Origin of the sequence: Hydrogenophaga sp., assembly GCF_026125825.1 — a bacterium.
Lineage (GTDB): Bacteria > Pseudomonadota > Gammaproteobacteria > Burkholderiales > Burkholderiaceae_C > Hydrogenophaga.
Window position 1 is genome coordinate 1 of sequence record NZ_JAHCKK010000078.1, and the last position, 20,074, is coordinate 20,074.

18 protein-coding genes are annotated in these 20,074 nt (G+C 68.0%); 6 read left to right on the forward strand and 12 right to left on the reverse strand.

The window, feature by feature from the left end:
- A partial coding sequence (locus KIT86_RS19370) for an efflux RND transporter permease subunit (RefSeq protein ID WP_297401376.1) occupies positions 1–1,999 on the reverse strand: 1,999 nt, incomplete at its 3' end.
- A 12-nt stretch (positions 2,000–2,011) separates the two neighbouring features.
- The gene (locus KIT86_RS19375; RefSeq protein ID WP_297401378.1) at positions 2,012–3,301 is read right to left on the reverse strand and encodes an efflux RND transporter periplasmic adaptor subunit; all 1,290 of its coding nucleotides are present in this window, start codon (positions 3,299–3,301) and stop codon (positions 2,012–2,014) included.
- Between the two features lie 154 nt (positions 3,302–3,455).
- Between KIT86_RS19375 and KIT86_RS19380 the strand changes: the two genes are divergently transcribed.
- On the forward strand, positions 3,456–4,136 hold the full coding sequence (locus KIT86_RS19380; RefSeq protein ID WP_297401380.1) for a TetR family transcriptional regulator: 681 nt from the start codon (positions 3,456–3,458) through the stop codon (positions 4,134–4,136).
- A gap of 12 nt (positions 4,137–4,148) precedes the next feature.
- On the opposite strand, the gene KIT86_RS19385 is transcribed toward KIT86_RS19380, so the two are convergent.
- The 8 genes from KIT86_RS19385 to KIT86_RS19420 form a co-directional block, all read right to left on the reverse strand.
- Positions 4,149–5,327, reverse strand: a complete 1,179-nt coding sequence (locus tag KIT86_RS19385) for an MFS transporter (protein ID WP_297401382.1) — start codon at positions 5,325–5,327, stop codon at positions 4,149–4,151.
- Positions 5,324–6,712: a DNA recombination protein RmuC gene (gene rmuC / locus KIT86_RS19390; RefSeq protein WP_297401384.1), complete on the reverse strand. Its 1,389-nt coding sequence runs from the start codon at positions 6,710–6,712 to the stop codon at positions 5,324–5,326. Before rmuC ends, KIT86_RS19385 begins: the two co-directional genes overlap by 4 nt.
- Before the next feature lie 8 nt (positions 6,713–6,720).
- Positions 6,721–7,710 (reverse strand): D-glycerate dehydrogenase, encoded by a 990-nt coding sequence (locus tag KIT86_RS19395; protein ID WP_297401386.1) that lies wholly within the window; start codon positions 7,708–7,710, stop codon positions 6,721–6,723.
- Between the two features lie 22 nt (positions 7,711–7,732).
- Entirely contained in the window at positions 7,733–9,145 is a 1,413-nt protein-coding gene (locus tag KIT86_RS19400; protein ID WP_297401388.1) for a sodium:proton antiporter, read from the reverse strand.
- A gap of 61 nt (positions 9,146–9,206) precedes the next feature.
- Positions 9,207–9,554 (reverse strand): FKBP-type peptidyl-prolyl cis-trans isomerase, encoded by a 348-nt coding sequence (locus KIT86_RS19405; protein WP_297401389.1) that lies wholly within the window; start codon positions 9,552–9,554, stop codon positions 9,207–9,209.
- Between the two features lie 35 nt (positions 9,555–9,589).
- Positions 9,590–10,312, reverse strand: a complete 723-nt coding sequence (locus tag KIT86_RS19410) for a nitroreductase (RefSeq protein WP_297401391.1) — start codon at positions 10,310–10,312, stop codon at positions 9,590–9,592.
- Positions 10,309–10,761: a thioesterase family protein gene (locus tag KIT86_RS19415; RefSeq protein ID WP_297401393.1), complete on the reverse strand. Its 453-nt coding sequence runs from the start codon at positions 10,759–10,761 to the stop codon at positions 10,309–10,311. Before KIT86_RS19415 ends, KIT86_RS19410 begins: the two co-directional genes overlap by 4 nt.
- Positions 10,758–11,744: a histone deacetylase gene (locus KIT86_RS19420; protein ID WP_297401406.1), complete on the reverse strand. Its 987-nt coding sequence runs from the start codon at positions 11,742–11,744 to the stop codon at positions 10,758–10,760. The genes KIT86_RS19415 and KIT86_RS19420 overlap by 4 nt, the downstream gene beginning before the upstream one ends.
- 265 nt (positions 11,745–12,009) lie before the next feature.
- On the opposite strand from KIT86_RS19420, the gene KIT86_RS19425 reads away from it, so the two are divergent.
- Positions 12,010–12,552: a phasin family protein gene (locus tag KIT86_RS19425; RefSeq protein WP_297401395.1), complete on the forward strand. Its 543-nt coding sequence runs from the start codon at positions 12,010–12,012 to the stop codon at positions 12,550–12,552.
- A gap of 203 nt (positions 12,553–12,755) precedes the next feature.
- On the opposite strand, the gene KIT86_RS19430 is transcribed toward KIT86_RS19425, so the two are convergent.
- Complete coding sequence (locus tag KIT86_RS19430; protein ID WP_297401397.1) at positions 12,756–13,691, reverse strand: patatin-like phospholipase family protein; 936 nt, start codon at positions 13,689–13,691, stop codon at positions 12,756–12,758.
- Positions 13,692–13,824: 133 nt separating this feature from the next.
- On the opposite strand from KIT86_RS19430, the gene KIT86_RS19435 reads away from it, so the two are divergent.
- On the forward strand, positions 13,825–14,856 hold the full coding sequence (locus KIT86_RS19435; protein ID WP_297401408.1) for an extracellular solute-binding protein: 1,032 nt from the start codon (positions 13,825–13,827) through the stop codon (positions 14,854–14,856).
- Positions 14,857–15,008: 152 nt separating this feature from the next.
- Here KIT86_RS19435 and ppk2 read toward each other — a convergent pair whose 3' ends face one another.
- Positions 15,009–15,917, reverse strand: a complete 909-nt coding sequence (gene ppk2 / locus KIT86_RS19440) for a polyphosphate kinase 2 (RefSeq protein WP_297401399.1) — start codon at positions 15,915–15,917, stop codon at positions 15,009–15,011.
- A gap of 140 nt (positions 15,918–16,057) precedes the next feature.
- On the opposite strand from ppk2, the gene KIT86_RS19445 reads away from it, so the two are divergent.
- From KIT86_RS19445 to dnaG, 3 genes are all read left to right on the forward strand, one after another.
- Positions 16,058–16,816, forward strand: coding sequence for a 3-hydroxyacyl-CoA dehydrogenase (locus tag KIT86_RS19445; RefSeq protein ID WP_297401401.1), 759 nt, complete (start codon positions 16,058–16,060; stop codon positions 16,814–16,816).
- A 118-nt stretch (positions 16,817–16,934) separates the two neighbouring features.
- Positions 16,935–18,767: a gamma-glutamyltransferase family protein gene (locus KIT86_RS19450; RefSeq protein ID WP_297401403.1), complete on the forward strand. Its 1,833-nt coding sequence runs from the start codon at positions 16,935–16,937 to the stop codon at positions 18,765–18,767.
- Between the two features lie 31 nt (positions 18,768–18,798).
- Positions 18,799–20,074: DNA primase (gene dnaG / locus KIT86_RS19455; RefSeq protein WP_297401404.1), on the forward strand; the 1,276-nt coding region annotated here is incomplete at its 3' end.

Here is a 20,074-nt window from a genome sequence, read left to right on the forward strand (position 1 = left end):
GCGGCGGGCTTAAGGGGAACACGAAGGCATCGCGAATGCCCATGAACGCGCCGAAGGCGCGCCCGGCCAGCGCCTGCGCCGACTGGCCCGGGCCACTGCGCTCGTCCCAGTCCTTCAGGTTGACGAAGGCCAGCGCCGCGTTCTGCCCCTGGCCGGAGAAGCTGAAGCCCAGCACCCCCACCATGCTCTCCACCTCAGGCTGCTTCAGGATGAAACCTTCGACCTGCTTCATCACGTCCAGCGTGCGCTCCTGCGTGGCGCCTGGCGGCAGCTGCACGTTCACCAGCATCGTGCCCTGGTCTTCGTTGGGCAGGAACGAGGTGGGCAGGCGCATGTAGACCACGGCGGCCGCCGCGATGATGGCCACGTAGATGATCAGCGTGCGACCGGCGCGCGGCAGCAGCGCGGCCACGCCACGCTCGTAGCGCTTGGCGGTGCGCGAAAAGCCCCGGTTGAACCAGCCGAAGAAGCCCCCCTTCTCGTGGTGATGCCCGGCCTCGACCGGCTTGAGCAGGGTCGCGCACAGCGCGGGGGTGAGCGACAGCGCCATGAAGGCCGAGAAGGCGATGGACACGCCCATCACTGCGGAAAACTGGCGGTAGATGTTGCCCACCGAACCGGCAAAGAAGGCCAGTGGCACGAACACCGAGATCAGCACCACGGTCACGCCGATGATGGCGCCCGAGATCTGCGACATGGCCTTGCGCGTGGCCTGCAAGGGTGGCAGGCCCTCCTCGCTCATGATGCGCTCGACGTTCTCGACCACCACGATGGCATCGTCCACCACGATACCGATCACCAGCACCATGCCGAACATGGTCAGCACGTTGATGGAGAAGCCCATGGCCAGCAGCGCCGCGAAGGTGCCCAGCAGGGCCACCGGCACGACGATGGTCGGGATGATGGTGTAGCGGAAGTTCTGCAGGAACAGGAACATCACCAGGAACACCAGCAGCATCGCCTCGCCCAGGGTCTGGGCCACCTGCGTGATGGAGATCTTCACGAAGCGCGAGCTGTCGTAGGGGATCGACCATTTCATGCCGGTGGGAAAGAAGCGCTCGAGCTCCTGCATTTTGTTGCGCACCGCGTCGGCCGTGGCCAGCGCGTTGCCGCTGGGCGAGAGCTGCACGCCGACACCGACCGCGGGCTTGCCGTCCAGGCGGGCCGACGTGGCGTAGGCCTGGCCACCCAGTTCGATGCGGGCCACGTCCCTGAGGCGCACGGTGGCGCCATCGGCGCTGGCGCGCAGGACGATGTTGCCAAACTGCTCGACGCTGGCGAGCTGGCCGTTGACCACCACGGTCGCCGCGATGCTCTGGCCCGCCACGTTGGGCAGGGCACCGATCTCACCCGCCGAGACTTGGGCGTTCTGCGCGCGGATGGCGTTGTTGACATCGGTCGCGCTCAGGTTGAAGCCCAGCAGCTTGGCCGGGTCGATCCAGACACGCATGGCGCGCTCGGAGCCGAACAGCTGGGCCTGGCCCACACCGGGCAGGCGCTGGAGTTCAGGCACCACGCTGCGCGCGGCGTAATCGCCCAGCGCCACCGGGTCGAGTGCCGGGTCGTCGCTGGCGAGCATCGTGAACAACAGGAAGTTGCTGCGCGACTTGTCCACCCGAACGCCCTGCTGGGTCACTGCCGCCGGCAGGCGCGGCGTGGCGCGAGAGAGCCGGTTCTGCACGTCCACCTGCGCCAGGTCTTCGTCGGTCCCGGTCTCGAAGCTCAGCGTGATGCTGCCGCTGCCATCGGCCTGCGCCACCGACTCCATGTAGATCAGGCCGGGTGCGCCGTTCATCTCGCGCTCGATCACCGACAGCACGCTGTCTTCCAGCGTGGCGGCCGAGGCACCAGGATAGGCGGTGTTGATGACGATGGCCGGCGGGGCCACCGGCGGGTACTGCGCGATCGGCAACTGGGTGATGGCCACACCGCCGATCACCATGATGAAGAGCGCGATCACCCACGCGAAGATGGGCCGGTCAATGAAGAATTTCGCCATGTCGGGCGCTCCTTACTTCGCGGCCTCGGGCGCCGGGGCCGCAGCCGCCGCAGCCGCCGCAGCCGCCGCAGCGGCCGGGGCACTGCCGGGCGCCTGCCAGGGCACGGCCTTCACGGGCGTGCCGGGCGGCATCATCTGAAGCTTCTGGAAGCCATCGACCATGACCTGCTCGCCGGCCTTCACACCGTCGAGGATGACCCACTGGCCATTCTGCTGGCCGCCCACCTTGACCTGGCGCGGCGAGATCTTGCCGTCGGCGCCGACCACCGAGACGGTGTCACCCTGCGCCGACCGCGTCACGGCCTGCTGTGGCAGCGTGATGGCATTGCCGGCCTTGGCCTGCTCCAGCCGCACGCGCACGTACAGGCCCGGCAGCAGGGTGCCCTTGGGGTTGGGCACCTCGGCGCGCAAGGTCACCTGGCCGGTGGCGCTGTCCACCGTCAGGTCGGCAAAGAGCAACCGCCCCGGTTGTTCGTACACGGTGCCGTCTTCCAGCACCACCTGCACCGAGGCGGCTTGCGCGCCCGCGCCCTTGAGCTGGCCGCTGTCCATGGCCTTGCGCAACTTGAAGACTTCGGCGGCGGACTGCGTGAAGTTCACGTACATCGGGTTGATCTGCTGGATCACCGCCAGCTGCGTGGCCTCGCCCTGCCCGACCAGCGCGCCCTCGGTCACCAGCGCGCGGCCGATGCGGCCCGAGATGGGCGCGGTGACGCGCGCGTAACCCAGGTTGATGTTGGCGGTCTGCACCGCCGCCTTGCCCGCCGCGACATCGGCTTCAGCCTGCTTCTGGGATGCGACGGCCGAGGCGTATTCCTGCTGGCTGATGGCGTTTTCCTTCACCAGCGGCGCATAGCGCTCAGCCAGGGCCGTGGCCTGCGTGAGGTTGGCTTGCGAGCGCGCCAGGCTGGCCTGCGCACTTTGCAATGCCGCCGAGTAAGGCGCGGGATCGATGCGGAACAGCGGCTGGCCCGCCTTCACGTCGCTGCCCTCGCGGAACAGGCGCTCCTGCAGGATGCCGGCCGCGCGGGCCCGCACCTGCGCCACCCGCGAGGCTTCCAGGCGGCCCGGCAGCTCGGTCGTCAGGCCCACGTCGCCCGGAGCGACCGTGACCACACCCACCTCCGGTGCCGGCATGCCGCCACCGGGGGCGGCGGCCTGCGGTGGAGCCGACTCACCGCACGCAGCCAGCACAGCGGCCAATGTGAGGACGGACACGCCACGCCAGAGCTGGGGCGCAGGCAAGGGGGCGAACCGGGTGCGCGAAACGGGCACTGACTTGATGAGGCTCAAGGCGGGCATGGGAGTCCTTGGGTATGAAGAGGGATGGCGCGCAGCGGCAGGGAATACCCTGACGGGTTGTGCTGTCGCAAAACGGCGAAGTATACATACATCCAAGAATGTATGTATAGTCCTGTCCATCCCCACGGGCTTCCATTCTGGAGACACAAACATCATGGTTCGACGCACCAAAGCCGACGCGCTGGCCACGCGCCACAGCCTGCTGGATGCTGCCGAGCATTTGTTTCAGGAGCGCGGCGTTTCCCGCACCTCGCTCAATGACATCGCCACCGCCGCCGGCACCACGCGCGGCGCGATCTACTGGCACTTCAAGGACAAGGCCGACCTGTTCAACGCCATGATGGAGCGCGTGACCATGCCGCTGGAGGGCACGCTGGCCTGCACCGCGCGCACGGCAGACACCACCGCCAACCCCCTGCTCTCGCTGCGCGACTCGATCATGAACGCGCTCCAGCAGACCGCCAACGACGAGCAGACCCGCCGCGTGTTCGAGGTCGCCACCCACAAGGTGGAGTACGTGGCCGAGATGCAGGCCGTGCGCGACCGGCACCTGCAGGTGCGCAACGAGTGCATGGCCATGACCGAAGAGATCCTTCAGCAGGCGGTGCAGCGCGAAGGCATCCAGCTCCACGTCCCGCTGGGCACCGCCGCGCTGGGCCTGCACGTCATCATGGACGGGCTGATCCAGAACTGGTTGCTCGACCCCGGAGCCTTCGATCTCGTCAAGAGTGGGCGCGACACCATGGACGTGTACCTGGCCGGGCTGGGCTTCACCCACCCCGCCGCGCGGGCCCCGCAACGCGCGGCCGCCCCGCGCAAGCTCGCGCCCGCCTGAGGCTGCCAGGCCCTAGGGCATGCGCTGTGGCGGCTCGGCCGGGGGCGCCGGCAGGCGCCAGGCCAGCGGCGAGCCCAGGCCGACGGCGGCGCCCACCAGCCAGAAGACCCCACCCACGCCGATCAGGACGCCGGCCGAGCCGAACATCAGCGGCATGACCACGCTGGACCCGTTGATGGCCATGGCTCGCAGGCCCAGCGCCTCACCGTGTCGGTGGTGCGGCGTCATCTGGTGCAGCGAACTCATGATCATGGGCTGCACCGATCCAAGCGCGAAGCCCAGCAGCACCGACAGCGCGCCCATGGCCCAGGCCGAATGCACCAGGGGATAGGCCGCGAACAGCAGAGCGGTGGCCAGCATGGCCGAGCCGATCACCACCGACTCGCGCAGGTGCGAAGCCAGCCAGGGCATGAGCAAGCGGATCGCCGTGGCGGCAAGGGCGAAGGCGCCGAGGATGGTGCCGATGACGGTGGCGCTCAGGCCGCGCTCGTGGCCCAGCACCGGCACCAGGAAGGTGTGCACGTCCCAGCAGGACGACAGCATCCAGTTGATCATCATCAGCTGGCGAAAGCCCTTGTCCTTCAGCAGGTTCCACGACGAGCCACTGCCCTTGCGCAGCTCGGGCGCCATGGGCTCATGCTCGACGGTGTGCCGCACGCCATACCAGGCCAGCGAGGGCAGCAGCGCGAGCAGCAGGAAGGCGGCGCGGAAACCGAAACTGTCGATCATCACGCCCGCAGCGAAGGGCCCGAGAAAGTTGGAGATCGAGGGGCCGATGGCCATCCAGCTGAACACCTGCTTGAGCTCGGTGGGACCATGGGCGAGGCGGCCCACGTGGCGCTGCAGCGCGATCATGGCCAGGCCGGTGGCCGCGCCGCAGGTCAGCGCGGTCAGGCACAGCACGGGGAACACCGGAAAGGCCACCGCCAGCGCCGCGCCTGCCGAGGCGACGCCCACCGAGAGCATCACGGGTTTGCGCAGGCCGCGCCGATCGGCGTAGCGCCCGGCCGGCAAGGCCATGAACACCGGCGCCAGCGCGAACAAGGCCAGCAGCATGCCCACCGCCGCCGGGCTGTAGCCCTCGCGCAGCGCCATGAGCGGCGCGGACATGCGAAAGCCCGTCATGCAGGCATGCAGGCAGATCTGCGCCGCGATGAGGCGCCAGAGGACGGATCGAAGCTGTGGGCTCAAGCGTCTGCGTTGTCGGTGGGGTCCAGCGGCAGCAGCGCGCTGGCCTGGTCTTGCGGCAGGGCTTCCACCGCCTTGAGCGCGCGGCCCATGGCGCGGCTGCGTGTCTCCGCACTGTCGAGCGTGTTGAGCACGGTCTGGGTCTGGCTCTTCACGCGGGCGAGCACGTCGCCGAACTTGCCGAACTCGGTCTTGACCGCGCCCAGCACCTGCCAGACCTCGCTGGAGCGTTTCTCCAGCGCCAGCGTGCGAAAACCCATCTGCAGCGAGTTGAGCATGGCCATGAGGGTAGTGGGCCCGGCCAGGGTCACGCGGTGCTCGCGCTGCAGCACTTCCATCAGCCCCGGGCGGCGAAGCACCTCGGCGTACAGGCCTTCGGTGGGCAGGAACAGGATGGCGAAGTCGGTGGTGTGCGGCGGCTGCAGGTACTTGTCGGCCATGGACTTGGCTTCGAGCCGGATGCGCTGCTCCAGCCCGCGAGCGGCGAGGTCGGCGCCCTCGACATCGGCGCGCTGCTGCGCGTCGAGCAGGCGCTCGTAGTCTTCGTTGGGGAACTTCGCATCGATCGGCAGCCAGCAGGGCGCGCCGTCCTCGCTTCGGCCCGGCATCTTGATCGCGAAGTCCACCGTGAAGCGACTGCCCGGCTTGGTCATCACCTGCACGGCGTACTGGTCGGGCGCGAACACCTGTTCGAGCAGCGCGGCCAGTTGCGCTTCGCCAAACATGCCGCGTGTCTTCACATTGGTCAGCAAGTGCTTGAGGTCACCCACGCCCTGCGCCAGCGTCTGCATCTCGCCCAGGCCCTTGTGCACCTGCTCCAGGCGGTCGGCCACCTGCTTGAAGCTCTCGCCCAGGCGCGCCTGCAGCGTGCTCTGCAGTTTTTCATCCACCGTGGCGCGCATTTCGTCCAGCTTGGCGGCGTTGTTCTGCTGAAGCTGCGTCAGCTGCGCGTCCAGCGTGGTGCGGATCTCGGCCAGGCGACGCGCGTTGGCTTCGCTCATGTCCTGCAACTGGCGCGTGAGGGTGTCGCCCAGCGTGCCACGCAGTTGCACCAGCTGCACGGCGAAGGCGTCGAGCTGGGCGTTCTGGGTGCGCGTGGCCTCGGCTTCCTGGCGCGAGAGCGTCTCCTGGAAAGTGGCCAGGGTCTGCTGCATTTCCTGACGCCCGCCACGCGACTGCTCGCTGATCTCGCGCCGCAACTCGCTTTCCACGCGCTCGACGCGCTGGCCGACCTGCTGGCCCTGCAGTTGCACCTGGTCCAGCAGGCGTTCGCGTTGCGCCAGTTCCTGGGCATCCACCGGCGCACGGCGCAGCAGCAGCCACAGGCCGAGCGCGAGGTTGAGCGCCACGCCGATCAGCAGCAGCCAGAGAAGCAGGTCGTTGTTCATCGTGTCGTTCAGCGCTGGCCCGCCACTTCGGGGTTGAGCGGGGTGAGGGTCTTGCCCTGGGTGAGGTAGGCGATGACGTTGTCAGCCGCCAGGTGGGCCATGGCCTTTCGCGTGGTGATGGTGGCGCTGGCGATGTGCGGCGTGAGCACGATGTTGGGCACGGTGAGCAGGTCGGGGTGCACCTTGGGCTCGCCCTCGTACACGTCCAGCCCTGCGGCAGCGATGCGCTTTTCTCGCAGCGCCACGGCCAGCGCCGCGTCGTCCACGATGCCACCGCGCGCGATGTTGACCAGCGTCGCCGTGGGCTTCATCTGCGCGATCTCGGCCGCGCCGATGGCGTGGTGCGACTCGGCGCTGTAGGGCAGCACAAGGATGAGGTGGTCGGCCGTCCTGAGCAGCTCCTCCTTGCTCACGTAGCGGGCCTTGCATTCGCCCTCCGTCGCGGCATCGAGCCGCGACCGGTTGTGGTAGATCACCTTCATGCCAAAGCCGTGCGCGCCCCGGCGCGCGATGGCCTGGCCGATGCGGCCCATGCCGAGGATGCCCAGCGTGCTGCCGTGCACCTCGGCGCCGGCGAACATGTCCAGGGCCCAGCGGTTCCACAGGCCGGCGCGCAGGAAATGCTCGCTCTCCGTGAGGCGGCGGGCCGTGGCCAGCAGCAGGGCGAAGCCGAAATCGGCGGTGGTCTCGGTCAGCACGTCGGGCGTGTTGCTGGCCAGCACACCGGCGGCGGTGATGGCCGGCAGGTCGAAATTGTTGTAGCCCACGGCGATGTTGGCCACGATCTTCAACCCGGGGCAGGCCGCGATGAGGGCCGCGTCCACGCGCTCGCTGCCGGTGGTGATCACACCCACCTTGCCCTGCAGGCGTTCGATCAGCTGTGCGGGCGCCAGCGGTGCGTCGTCCTCGTTGGTGTCCACATCGAAGTGCTGCCGCAGTTTGTCCACCACTTCGGGGAACACCTGGCGGGCAACAAGGATGGCGGGGCGGGTGGTCATGGCGGGAGATTCCTTTAAGAGGTCAGACAAACCAGATCCAGGTGATCAGTGCGAACAGCGGCACCAGGATGCCGACCGACCAGAGCATGTAGCCAAAGAAGCTTGGCATGCGGATGCCACGGTCTTCGGCGATCGCCTTGACCATGAGATTGGGCGCATTGCCGATGTAGGTGTTGGCACCCATGAACACCGCGCCGGCGGAGATGGCCACCAGCGTGGGCGCCATGGCGGTCATCAGCACCTGTGGATCGCCGCCGGCGGTGTTGAAGAACACCAGGTAGGTGGGTGCGTTGTCGAGAAAGGAACTCAGCGCGCCCGTGGCCCAGAAATACATGGCCGGGTTCGGCGAGCCGTCGGCGTTCGTCACCGCCTTGACCACGGCGCCGAACGGGCCGTCCACCCCGGCCTTGAGCATGGCGATCACCGGAATGATCGTGAGGAAGATCGCGGCGAACAGCTTGGCCACCTCCTGCATCGGCCCCCAGGCGAACTGGTTGCTCTCGTGCACGCTGGAGGGCGTGAGCTTGAGCGAGATGAGGGTGACCGCGATCAGCCCGAGGTCGCGCAGCAGGCCTGGCAGGCCGACCTCGGTACCGGCGACGTTGAACGCCACCGATGACTTCCACAAGCCGCTCATGAGCACGAGCGCCACCACCACGCCCAGCAGCGCGAAGTTGAAGCCGCCGTCGAAGCCCAGGCGCGCGGTGTCGGGCGTCGGGTCCTGCGGCTGGACCTCCTCGCGGCGGTGGTAGTACCACCAGTCGATGGCGTAGAAGATCACCAGCAACGCACCGATGAGCGCCAGGGTCTCCATCCACAGGTGCGACATGGTCCAGAAGAAATCCACGCCCTTGAGGAAGCCCAGGAACAGAGGGGGGTCACCCAGCGGCGTGAGCGAGCCGCCCGCGTTGGAAACGATGAAGATGAAGAAGACCACCACGTGCACCTGGTGCTTGCGGTTGTCGTTGGCACGGATCAGGGGCCGGATCAGCAGCATCGATGCGCCAGTGGTGCCCATGAAGCTGGCAAGCACCGCGCCCACGGCCAGCAGGCCGGTGTTCAGGCCGGGGCTGCCATGCAGGTTGCCCCGCACGAAGATGCCACCGGCCACCGTGAACAGCGCGGTGAGCAGCACGATGAAGGGGATGTACTCGGCAAGCAAGGCATGCACGACGCTGGCGCCGGCCAGCCCCGGGCCCATCACGATGGCGAACGGCACGAGAAAGGCCAGCGCCCAGGCCGCCGACACCTTGCCGAAATGGTGGTGCCAGAAAGCCGGTGCCAGCAAGGGCACCAGGGCAATGGAGAGCAGGACGCCCGCGAACGGAACGCCCCACCACACCGACAGTTGGCTGCCGTCGATGTCTGCGGCCCGGGCCAGTCCGGGCAGCAAGGTGGCCGCCAGGCACAGCCGGCGCAGGGTGGGTGATGTCATGTCGTCTCCGAAGCGCCTTCGCTGGGCGCGGTAGGGCGCCCGCGAGGGCGCCGGCATGCCGTCAGACGGCCAGCAGATCCACCTCGAACAGCAAGGTGGCGTTGGGCGGGATCACGCCGCCCGCGCCGCGCGAGCCGTAGCCGAGCGCGGCAGGGATCACCAGGCGGCGGGTGCCGCCCACGGCCATGCCTTGCACGCCTTCGTCCCAGCCCTTGATGACATGGCCCGCGCCCAGCGGAAATTCGAACGGCTGTCCGCGGTCCTTGCTCGAATCGAACTTGGAGCCTTGCACACCATCGTTGTAGAGCCAGCCGGTGTAGTGCACCTGCACGGGACGGCCGGCCTGGGCCACTTCGCCGTTGCCGACCACGGTGTCTTCGTACTGCAGGCCGCTGGGGGTGGTGATCATGTTGTGTCCTTTGGAATGAAAAGTGGAACCGGCGATTATTCCAGCCAGTGGGTGAAGCTCTCGACCGATTCGCGCGGCGTGTGAAAGCTGTTGACCAGGTGGCTGGGGTCGGCGTAGCCCAGGGCCATGCCGCACACCAGCATTTCGTTGTCGCCGGCCCCGATGTGCGGCAGGATGATCTTGGCAAAGCCGTTCCACGCCGCCTGCGGACAGGTGTGCAGGCCGTGGCCGCGCGCGGCGATCATGAGCGTCTGCAGAAACATGCCGTAGTCCACCAGCGAGCCCCGGCCCATGATGCGGTCCACGGTGAACATCAGGCCCACAGGCGCATCGAACAGGCGGAAGTTGCGCTGGTGCTGCGCGTGCATCTTGTCCTTGTCGCCCTTGGTGATGCCGAGAAGGCCATACAGGCCCCAGCCGTTTTCGCGGCGCCGGTCGATGTAGGGACTGACCCATTTCTCAGGGTAATAGTCGTATTCCTCGACGTACTCGGCCGCCAGGGCCGGGTCGGCGCGCAGCGCGTCATGCGCGGCGCAGACCTTCTCCACCAGGCTGTCGCGGCTGGCACCCTGCAGCACATAGACCTTCCAGGGCTGTGTGTTGGTGCCCGAGGGCGAGCGGCTGGCCAGCCGCAGCAGATGCTCGATGGTGTCGCGTGGCACCGGGTCGGGCAGAAAGGCCCGGACGGACATGCGGCTGTTGATGGCGGCGTCGACGCTGGCGGCATCGATCAGGGGCGACGCAGGGTTCTGGCTCATCGCAGGGTCTCCAGGGTCTTCTTGAGGATGTCGGGCAGCGGGACCGGCCGGCGGGTTTCGCGGTTCACGTACACATGGACGAAATGCCCGCACGCCGCAGCGGTGTCGTCTCCGTCGGCGAACAGGCCCACTTCATAGCGCACGCTGGAGCTGCCCAGGTGCGCCACGCGCAGGCCGGCCCAGACGGTCTGGGGAAACGCCAGCGGCGCAAAGTAATTGCACTGGGTTTCGATCACCAGGCCGATCACCTCGCCGCCGTGGATGTCGAGCGCGCCCTGCTCGATCAGGTGCGCATTGACCGCCGTGTCGAACCAGCTGTAGTACACCACGTTGTTCACATGGCCATAGATGTCGTTGTCGCTCCAGCGCGTACCGATGGGACGGAACACCCGGTAGGCGCTGCGCGGCAAGGCTTGGGGACGTGGGGGCGGGCTGCTGGCGGTGCTCATGCCGGGGCATTGTGCCAGTGGGTTGATCCGGCAACCGCCGTCGACGCCGCCGTCAGCGCACGCCAACGCTGCCGGTACTGCAGCGCGGTGCGGTAGGTGTTGACCTGCACCTGCACCGTGGCCTCCAGGTCGTGGCCGTAACCACCGCCCATGGCCAGGGCCAGCGGCAGGCGCTTCTGCCAGGCCCAGTCCATCACCCGGCGGTCGCGCGCCTCCAGGCCATCGAAGCTGAGCTTGAGGCGCCCGAGCCGGTCGCCCTCGTGGGGGTCCGCGCCGGCCAGGTACAGCACCAGGCCCGGGTCGAAGCGCCGCTCGAGCTCGCCCAGCGCCCGCTCCAGCGCCTCCATGTAGGTGTCGTCGTCGCAGCCATCGGGCAACTCGACGTCGAGATCGCTGGGCTCTTTGCGGAACGGGAAGTTTTTGGCGCCGTGCAACGAGAGGGTGAACACCGAGGCGTCGTTGGCGAAGATGGACGCCGTGCCGTTGCCCTGGTGCACATCGAGGTCAATGATCGCAACCTGCAGCGGCCCCCGCGCACGGTTCAGGCGCGCGTGCTCGGCCTGCATCAGGCGGGCCGCCACCGCGAAGTCGTTGAACACGCAAAAGCCACTGCCTTTGTCCGCATAGGCGTGGTGCGTGCCACCCGCCAGATTGGCCGCCAGCCCGGCGCCACTCATCGCACTGCGGCAGGCCTGCAAGGTGGCGCCCACCGAGCGGCGCGCCCGTTCGGCCATGGCCGGGCTCCAGGGAAAGCCGATCTCGCGCTGCGCCGCCGGGCTCAGGCCGCCGCTGGCCACCGCCTCGATGTACCCCGGCGTGTGCACCAGGGCCAGCTCACCGCTGCTGGCGGGCAAGGCCTCGCCCATCTGCACCTCGGGCATCTCGGCCTGCAGCCGTTCGCGCAGCCGCGCGTACTTGCCCATGGGAAAGCGGTGCCCGCTGGGCAGCGGCAGGACAAAGTGATCGGCGTAGTAGGCGTGCACAGGGCGCGGGCGGGGCAAAGGGATGGGGTCAGGCCGGCCCATTGTGGTCGCAGCTGGAAGCCACAGTGCCGCCACCGTGTTTTAGAAGGCCGCATCTAGAATGCTGCAGCGCAACAAAAAGTGCTTGCAGCGACGCGGCATCTCTCTATAATTCGGGTCATGTTGCAGCGCAGCAAAGCGAACGAAAACAACAGCGTCCCGACAGCGCGGTGTTCTCAGCAGCCTTCAACTAAGCCCTTGTTTTACAAAGTTTAGGAGTATGAATATGTTGACCGCTGAACAAATCGTTGCCGCCCAGAAAGCCAACATCGAAACCCTTTTCGGCCTGACCCAGAAAGCCTTCGAAGGCATGGAAAAGCTGGTCGATCTGAACGTGCAAGCCACCAAGGCTGCCCTGTCCGAATCCGCCAACAGCGCCCAGGCCCTGCTGAGCGTGAAGGACGCACAGGAACTGCTGTCCCTGCAAGCCAACCTGATGCAGCCCCTGGCCGAGAAGACCGTGGCCTACAGCCGCCACCTGTACGACATCGCCGCCGGCACCGGCGCCGAGTTCGGCAAGGCCGCTGAAGCCCAAGCCAGCGACACCCAGAAGAAATTCCTGGCTGTCGTGGACAACGCGGCCAAGAACGCGCCCGCCGGCTCCGAAACCGCCGTGGCCGTGATGAAGAGCGCCGTGTCCGCCGCCAACAACGCGATGGAATCGGTCCAGAAGGCCGTCAAGCAAGCCACCGAAATGGCCGAAGCCAACTTCAACACCGTGACCGCCTCGGCCGTGAACGCGACCAAGACGGCCGCCAAGAAGCGCTAAGCAGCACAGCACCGCGATCGTGCCGTTGATCGGGCCGCTTGACACGCGTCAAAAAGGCCCCTCTAGTATCAAGTCACGGCGCGCTACCTCCTAAAGGCAGCGCCTGAATCTCAGGTCTGTTTTTCTGGTTGTCTCCTCGGGTCCTTTTCGAAATTCGATTTCATCGGACCCCTTAAGCCCTCACTGCAAAGTGAGGGCTTTTTTTATGGCCGGCTGACCGGCAGGCGCCGGGCAAGCTGGGTGCGCAGCTGCGGCAAGGCCGCCTGCATGGCGGCGCGGCCCGCTTCGATGGCGCGCAGCCGCGCCGTGAAGTCTGCGCTGCCCACGCCCACCAGCGCCGGGCGCAGCACCACGTCGGCGCCGGCCAGTTCGTGGCGGTTGATGCTCTGCCCCATGATGGCAAAGGTCTGCAACAGCACCTGCACGCTGCCGACCGCCGAATTGCCTTCTGGCGCGCTCGAGATGTCCACCGCCAGCACCACCTCGGCCCCCATGTCGCGGGCGTACCGCACCGGCACCGGCGCCACCAGGCCGCCGTCCACGTAGTCGCGGCCGCTGATGTTCACCGGCGCGAACACGCCAGGCACGGCGCTCGATGCGCGCACGGCCTGGGCGGCATCGCCGCGGCGAAACAGCACACCCTGCCCGGTCGCCAGGTCGGTGGCCAGCACACCCAGGGGAATGCTCATGTTTTCCAGCAGCTTGCCGCCCACGGCCTGGCGCACGTAGCGCGTGAGCGCCTCGCCGCGCAGCATGCCCCGGCCCAGGATGGGCAGGGACCAGTCGGTCAGCGTGGCTTCTTCCATGCTGAGGGCCGCGGCCTCCAGCTCGGCGGCGGTCTTGCCGCTGGCGTACATGGCGGCCACCATGCTGCCGGCGGAGGTGCCCACCACCAGGTCGGGCCGGATGCCGTTCTGCTCCAGCACCTGGATCACGCCCACATGCGCGAAGCCGCGCGCCGCCCCTCCACCGAGTGCCAGCCCCAGGCGGGGCGCACGCGAAGGTGTTTCAGGGACGGTGGGAACCACCGCCACCGGAGGCGTCTGCGGCTGCACGGGGGGGCCGCTGGAGCAGCCCGCCACCAGCAGCACGGCGGCCAGAACCCAGGCCGTTCGACATAAGCTTTTGTTAAGAACCATTCTCGTTTGTGTTAGCATCGCCAGCGGCATTATCCCCGCTCACGCCGACCCGCTTGGCGGGGCAGAACACCTCCCCCTCGCCCGCTCCAACCCCTTCAAGGACCGCGTCATGACCCGATTCCCCCAACTCGCCATGATGGCCATTGCCGCAGCCGCCGTGCTGGGCACACACACCCCGATCCAGGCCCAGGACAAGGTGCTCAACCTGTATTCCGCCCGTCACTACCAGACCGACGAGGCCATGTACGAGACCTTCACCAAGACCACCGGCATCAAGATCAACCGCGTGGACGCGGACGACGCCGGCATCATCGCGCGCCTGCGCGCCGAGGGTGCGGCCTCCCCCGCCGACGTGATCATGCTGGTGGACGCTGCCCGCCTGGCCGTGGCCGACACCCAGGGTCTGTTCCAGCCCATCAAGTCGGCCAAGCTCGACGCGGCCATTCCCGCCAACCTGCGCGCCACCGCCACCGCCGACGGCGTGACCTGGACCGGCTTTTCCACCCGGGCCCGTGTGATCGTGTACGACCCCGCCCGCGTGAAGGCCGAAGACGTGGCCACCTACGAGCAGCTCGCCGACCCCAAGCTCAAGGGCCTGGTGTGCACGCGCTCGGGCTCGCACCCCTACAACCTGTCGCTGTTCTCCACCATCGTCGAGCACCTGGGCGACCAGAAGGGCGAGGCCTGGCTCAAGGGCGTGGTGGCCAACATGGCGCGCGCGCCCAAGGGCGGTGACACGGACCAGATCAAGGGCGTGGCCTCGGGCGAATGCGGCGTGGCCTTGACCAACACCTACTACGTGGCGCGGCTGATCAAGTCCGACAAGGCCGAAGACAAGGCCGTGATGAGCAAGGTCAAGGTGATGTTCCCCAACCAGGCCACCAGCGGCACCCACGTCAACATCGCGGGCGCCGGCGTGGCCAAGCACGCCAAGAACCGCGACAACGCGATCGCCTTCATGGAGTTCCTGGCCAGCCCCTTCGCCCAGGACTACTTTGCCAACGGCAACAACGAGTTCCCCACCGTCAGGGGCCTGAAGGTCGACAACCCCGCCATCCAGGCCATGGGCGGCGACCGCTTCAAGGCCGAGACCGTGCCGCTGGGCGTGGTCGCCAAGAACATGACCAAGGTGCAGCAGATGCTGGACCGCGTGGGCTACAAGTAAGAACACCCCCGCCGCGCTTCGCGCGCGCCCCTCGAGGGAGCAACATCGGCGGACCGGCGAAGCCGGCGCCGCGATGTTCTGGACTTGAGGCGCCTGGGCGAAAGAAAAAGCCCCCGTGTGAATGCATGGAGGCTTTTTCTTTTTTGGGGCGGTCAGTACACCTGCGGAACGTGGATCTCGCCAGGCACCTGGTGGCGCCGGTAGCCTTCGTGGCGCACGCGCTCGGGCAGCGTGATCGTGGCACGCTCCACCTCGCCGTAGGGCATCTGCCGCAACAGGTGGTGGATGCAGTTCAGGCGGGCCTTCTTCTTGTCGTCCGCCTGCACGACCCACCAGGGCGATTCGGGGATGTGGGTGCGCTCCAGCATCACTTCCTTGGCCTGGGTATAGAGCTCCCAGCGGCGCCGGCTCTCCAGGTCCATCGGACTGAGCTTCCACTGCTTGAGCGGATCGTGGATGCGCCCCAGGAAGCGCAGGTGCTGCTCTTCGTCCGAGATCGAAAACCAGTACTTGATGAGCTGGATGCCTGAGCGCACCAGCATCTTCTCGAATTCCGGCACCGAGCGGAAGAACTCCTCGTACTGCTCGTCGGTGCAGAAGCCCATGACGCGCTCGACGCCGGCGCGGTTGTACCAGCTGCGGTCGAACAGCACCATCTCGCCCGCCGCAGGCAGGTGCGCGGCGTAGCGCTGGAAATACCACTGCGTGCGCTCGCGGTCGTTGGGCGCGGGCAGCGCGGCCACGCGGCACACGCGCGGGTTCAGGCGCTGGGTGATGCGCTTGATCGCCCCGCCCTTGCCGGCCGCATCGCGGCCCTCGAACACGATCACCACCTTGTGGCCGGTGGCGACCACCCAGTCCTGCAACTTCACCAGCTCGGCCTGGAGTTTGAACAGCTCGCGAAAGTAGGTGCGCCGCGCTTCCTTCTGGCGGGCCGCTTCGTCGGCGTCCTGGGACGGGTCCAGCACACGGTCTTCCAGCTCCATCTCCAGCTCTTCGTCGTAACCGTCCATGAGGTCGGTGTGGATGCGGCGCATCAGCTCGTCCTGGCTGTCAAACATGTGGGCTCCATGGTGGAAACAAAGCGCCCAGCCTAGGGCGCCGCCGTGACAAGGGCATGACACGGCCATGTCGCATAATCCGGGTCGAATTGACGTTTACGTCAACGTCACATCCCCTCTCATCACACAGGAGCACACCCATGGACATTCAAGGCAAGGTATTCATCGTCACCGGCGGCGCATCGGGCCTGGGCGAAGGCACGGCGCGCATGCTGGCGGCCAACGGCGGCAAGGTCGTGATCGCCGACATGCAGGCCGACAAGGGCGAGGCCGTGGCCAGGGACATCGGCGGTGCCTTCGTGAAATGCGACGTGAGCAGCGAGGCCGATGGACAGGCGGTGGTGGCCAAGGCCCTGTCCCTGGGCAAGCTCATGGGCCTGGTGAACTGCGCGGGCATTGCGCCGGCCGAAAAGACCGTGGGCAAGAACGGCGCGCACAACCTGGGCGTGTACACCAAGACCATCATGGTCAACCTGGTGGGCAGTTTCAACATGATCCGCCTGGCCGCCGAGGCCATGTGCAAGAACAAGCCCGAAGCCACGGGCGAACGCGGCGTGATGATCTCCACCGCCAGCGTGGCGGCCTACGACGGCCAGATCGGCCAGGCGGCCTACGCGGCGTCCAAAGGCGGTGTGGTCGGCATGACGCTGCCGATCGCCCGCGACCTGGCGCGCAACGGCATCCGCAACATGACCATCGCGCCCGGCATCTTCGGCACGCCCATGCTCTTTGGCATGCCCAAGGAAGTGCAGGATGCGCTCGCCGCGGGCGTGCCGTTCCCCAGCCGCCTGGGCACCCCCGAGGACTACGCCAAGCTGGCCAAACACATCTTCGAGAATGACATGCTCAACGGCGAAGTGATCCGCCTGGACGGCGCGATCCGCCTCGCGCCCAAGTAATCGGCCCCCCGGCGCGGAAACGGCTTCTTACGCATCCGTGGACCGCTGGTGGCGGTCCACGGCCGTTTCCGGGTTACGGTTGCAGGCTCCCGCCACCGATCCACAAGGAGCCATGCCCATGAAACGCCTTGCCGGCCTCATCGCCTCGCTCGCCCTGCTGAGCGCTTGCGGCACCCCATCCTCCCCGCCCCCGTCCTCCTCCATCGCGCAGCCCGAGGGCGCCTCGGGCCTCACGACCAAGCCCGGCTGGGCGTTCCCGCGCCAGGCCGTGGCCGCGGCCAACCCGCTGGCCACCGAGGCCGGTGCGCGCATCCTGCGCGCCGGCGGCAGTGCGGTGGATGCCGCCATCGCCGTGCAGATGGTGCTCACGCTGGTGGAGCCGCAGTCCAGCGGCATCGGCGGTGGCGCCTTCCTGCTGCACCACGACGGGCGCCGCGTCCAGGCCTTCGATGGCCGCGAGACGGCGCCCGCCGGGGCCAATGAGCAACTCCTCCTCGACGAACAGGGCAAGCCCCTGCCCTTCATGGCGGCCGTGGCCAGCGGCCGCTCGGTGGGCACGCCAGGCGCGGTGGCGATGCTCGCGCAAGCGCACCGGCAGCACGGCAAGCTGCCCTGGGCGCGCCTGTTCGAGCCCGCCATCGCGCTGGCCGACCAGGGCTTTGCCGTCAGCCCGCGCCTGCACACCCTGCTGATGGCCGAAACCGCGTTGAAAAGCGACCCGGTGGCGGCGGCCTACTTCTACCGGCCCGACGGCCAGCCTCACCCCGTGGGCCACATGCTGCGCAACCCGGAACTGGCGCAGGTGCTCAGGAACATCGCGGCCCAGGGCCCCATTGCCTTGCACGAAGGGCCGGTGGCCCAGGCCATCGTGAACAAGGTGCGGCAACACCCGGTGCGCCCGGGCAGCCTCGCCCTGGACGACCTCAAGCGTTACCAGCCGCGCGAGCGCGAGGCCCTGTGCCACGACCACACGGCGGGACAGCGCGCCCTTCGCATCTGCGGCTTTCCGCCACCCAGCTCGGGCGCCATCGCGGTCGGCCAGGTCCTCGGCCTGCTCGCGCGCACGCCACAGGCCCAGGCGCCCCTGACAACGCCCGCGATGGGCACCGCCCTGCCCTCGGCCGACTGGCTGCACAGCTACACGGAAGCATCGCGGCTGGCGTTCGCCGACCGCGCCCAGTACGTGGCCGACCCCGACTTCGTCGCCGCCCCCGGTGGCCGCTGGAGCAGCCTGCTCGATGCGCGCTACCTGGACGAGCGCGCCCGCCTCATCAGCCCCGGCGCGCGCATGCCGCAGGCACCCGCTGGCGTGCCCGGCGGCGTGCAGGTCGGCTGGGCGCCCATGCCCGAGCAGCCCGAGTACGGCACCAGCCACATCAGCATCGTGGACGCCTACGGCAACGCCCTGGCCATGACGACCACCATCGAGGCCGTGTTCGGCTCGCGGCTCATGGTCACCACCGACCCGAGCCGCCCAGGCGGCTTCCTGCTCAACAACGAACTCACCGACTTCAGCTTCGCGCCCCGCAACGCCCAGGGCCAGCCCATCGCCAACCGCGTCGAACCGGGCAAGCGCCCGCGCTCCTCCATGTCGCCCACGCTGGTGTTCGACAAGGCCAGCGGTGCGCTGCTGATGAGCGCGGGCAGCCCGGGTGGCGCCCTCATCATCCACTTCACCGCCAAGACGCTGCACGGGGCGCTGCAATGGGGTCTGTCGCCGCAGGACGCGATCAACCTGCCCAACTTCGGCACCACCGGCGGGCCCCTGCTGCTCGAGCAGAAACGCTTCCCCGTCGCCACCGTCGAGGCCCTGCGCCAGCGCGGCCACACCGTGGAGGAAGGGGACATGACCAGCGGCCTGCAGGCCCTGATGCGAGGTTCCCGGCGCGGCCAGCCGGTGTGGCTGGGCGGTGCGGACCCGCGCCGCGAGGGCATCGTCGCGGGGGACTGAGGCGGCGGGGTGCATCGGTCAGAATACCCCGGTGGCGATCCCCCAGACCTTCATCCAGGAACTGCTCAACCGCGTGGACGTGGTCGACGTGGTGGGCCGCTACGTGCAGCTCAAGAAGGGCGGCGCCAACCTGATGGGCCTGTGCCCGTTCCACGGGGAAAAATCGCCCTCGTTCAGCGTCAGCCCGAGCAAGCAGTTCTACCACTGCTTCGGCTGCGGGGCCAACGGCAACGCCATCGGCTTCCTGATGGAACACGCCGGCATGAGCTTCATCGAGGCGGTGAAAGACCTCGCCCAGCAAGCGGGCATGCAAGTGCCGGAAGACGAGGCCTCGCCGCAGGACCGCGAGCGCGCCGCACAGCAGCGCCAGAAGCAGGCCACGCTCACCGACGTGCTCGAGAAGGCCGCGCAGGCCTATGCCAAACAGCTCAAGGTCTCGCCACGCGCCATCGACTACCTCAAGGGCCGCGGCCTCTCGGGCCAGATCGCCAAGACCTTCGGCCTGGGCTACGCGCCCGAGGGCTGGCGCGCCCTGGCCAGCGTGTTCCCCGACTACCAGGCGCCGCTGCTGGTCGAGTCGGGCATGGTGATCGAACACGAGGACGAAAAAGGCGCCGATGGCCAGGCCAAGCGCTACGACCGCTTTCGTGACCGGATCATGTTCCCGATCCGCAACGTCAAGGGCGAGTGCATCGGCTTTGGCGGGCGCGTGCTCGACAAGGGCGAGCCCAAGTACCTCAACTCGCCCGAAACCCCGGTGTTCAGCAAGGGCCGCGAGCTCTACGGCCTCTTCGAGGGCCGCACCGCCATCCGCGTGGCCGGTTACGCCCTGGTCACCGAAGGCTACATGGACGTGGTCGCGCTGGCCCAGCTGGGCTTTGCCAATGCTGTGGCCACGCTGGGCACGGCCTGCACGCCCGACCACGTGCAAAAGCTGTTTCGCTTCACCGATTCCGTGGTGTTCAGCTTCGACGGCGACGCCGCCGGGCGGCGCGCGGCGCGCAAGGCGCTCGACGCCGCCCTGCCCCTGGCCACCGACACGCGCAGCGTCAAATTCCTGTTCCTGCCCGCCGAGCACGACCCGGACAGCTTCATCCGCGCCAACGGCGAAGCCGCTTTCGCGCAGTGCGTCAAGGAAGCCGTGCCGCTCTCGCGCTTCCTGGTCGAATCCGCCGGGGCCGACTGCGACCTCGGCACGGCCGAGGGCCGCGCGCGCATGGCCAGCCAGGCGCGACCGCTCTGGAGCGCCTTGCCCGATGGCGCGCTCAAGCGCCAGCTGATCGGCCAGCTGGCCGCCAGCATCGGCA